General features: G+C 67.7%; 3 protein-coding genes. 2 read left to right on the plus strand and 1 reads right to left on the minus strand.

What is annotated here, in order from left to right:
* The coding region (locus tag ACE3T5_RS21590) for an MBL fold metallo-hydrolase (protein WP_374670164.1) at positions 1 to 332 on the plus strand (332 nt) is incomplete at its 5' end.
* 7 nt (positions 333 to 339) lie between these two features.
* On the opposite strand, the gene ACE3T5_RS21595 is transcribed toward ACE3T5_RS21590, so the two are convergent.
* Positions 340 to 1,152, minus strand: coding sequence for a hypothetical protein (locus ACE3T5_RS21595; RefSeq protein ID WP_293415930.1), 813 nt, complete (start codon positions 1,150 to 1,152; stop codon positions 340 to 342).
* A 127-nt stretch (positions 1,153 to 1,279) separates the two neighbouring features.
* On the opposite strand from ACE3T5_RS21595, the gene ACE3T5_RS21600 reads away from it, so the two are divergent.
* Positions 1,280 to 1,730, plus strand: a 451-nt coding sequence (locus ACE3T5_RS21600) for a PhnD/SsuA/transferrin family substrate-binding protein (protein WP_374670165.1), incomplete at its 3' end; no start/stop codon positions are given.

The raw sequence follows: 1,730 nt of genomic DNA on the forward strand, positions 1-1,730 counted from the left end.
GCAACTTCCAGTTCTACGACCCGGTCAGCAAGATCCTGTTCTCCGGCGACCTGGGTGCCTCGCTCATCGGTGGCGAGGCCGCCAAGAAGCCGGTCAGTTCGCTGGCCGGCCACGTGCCGCGCATGGAGGGCTTCCACCGCCGCTACATGGTGTCCAACAAGGTGATGCGGCTGTGGGCGCAGATGGTCCGCAAGCTGCCCATCGACATGATCGTGCCGCAGCACGGCGCGCCCATGCAGGGCGCGGCCGTGCAGGAGTTCATCGCCTGGGCGGAATCACTGCCCTGCGGCGTGGACCTGATGAGCGAGCGCGACTACGCCGTGCCCGCATAGGGCCCGTTCAGGGCTGCTTGAAGCCCTGCACCGTTTCCCAGGCCGTGGCCTGCAGGTGCGCGGCCACGTCGGCGGGAAGTCCGGCGGAGTAGCTGGCGCCCACCGGCGACAGGCCGTACACCGAAGCCAGCACCGTGCAGGCCGCGAGGTAGGTACCGGCCAGGCTCGGATGCCGCTTGTCGGCCACGTAGAGGTTCAGCTCCGGCCGCCTGGCAATCGACTTCGCGAAGGCCAGGCCCGCGGGCACGACCTTGGCGCGGTTGTTGGCGCCAGCCTTCACGTAGGCAGCGGCGAGCTGCTCGGTCATCTCCGGCTTGTCGGCATAGGCCCAGGACATGAAGAACACCGGCTCGGCGCCGTACTTGCGCACGATGGCGCTGTTCTTCGCGGTGTACTCGGTGAAGAACTTCGACAGCTGCGGATGGATGGGGCACTGGCTGCAGTCCATCATGATCGCCACGTCGAAGGGCTTGTCGAAACTGTTGAAGACGACGTTGTTGCTGGCGTCGAACGAGTACGAGGCCACGCCGCCGGGCCTGAAGTGCGACTCCATGTCGTGCCAGTTGATGCCCGAGCCGCTGATCGTCACCGAGGTGGCCCGATAGCCCTTGGCGCCCGGGCTGGCCGCGGCGATGAGCGCGCCCACGTGGCCGTGCATGCTGTTGTTGTAGTAGAAGAAGCTGTTGCCCACCCACAGCGCCGTCTTCGGCGGTGAAACGGGGGTGGCGCCGGCGGCCTTCGGCGCCGGCGTCGTGGTGCAGGCGGCGAGCATCAGCGCGGCGGCCAGAACGAAGGCCGATCGCAGCGTGGTTCCTTGCATGGGTTGTCTCCTGGGGTGGTTCGAATGCCGCGGCCGTGAGGCCCGCCCCTGCATTCTTGCAGCAGCCGCCCTCAAGACGGCGCACGGCGTGCCGATAGGGATCGAACAGCCCTCTCCCGCGACTGCCATGACCCACGCCCGTTCATTCGCCCTTCGCCTCGCCCGCCAGCTTGCCGTCGCCCTCGCCTGCAGCGCCCTGCTCGCTGCGCCGGCCCGCGCGCAGGAGGACACCACCTACCGCTTCTCACCGGTCAACCAGTACGGCATCAACCTCACGGCGGCCTACTGGAACCCGATCATTGCCTACGTTTCCGAGAAGAGCGGCGTGAAGCTGCAGCTCAAGATCGGCCGCACCTCGGCCGACACCACCGCCTTCGTGCTGGCGCAGGAGGTGGAGTTCATCTTCAGCAACCACCTGTTCAGCCCGGAGCGCGAGCAACTCGGCTGGAAGGTCTTCGGCCGGCGCATCACGCCGCCGGTGCACGGCCAGATCATCGTGCCCGACGACTCGCCGGTGACCGACATCGCCCAGCTCGCCGGCAAGGAAGTCGCCTTCCCCGGCCCGGAAGCGCTGGTGG

The organism is Ramlibacter sp. (assembly GCF_041916345.1).
Classification (GTDB): Bacteria; Pseudomonadota; Gammaproteobacteria; order Burkholderiales; family Burkholderiaceae_C; genus Ramlibacter.

Excerpts from the sequence above, each read along its gene's own strand:
- ACE3T5_RS21595 (WP_293415930.1), bottom strand. The coding sequence starts at position 1,152 with ATGCAAGGAACCACGCTGCGATCGGCCTTCGTTCTGGCCGCCGCGCTG.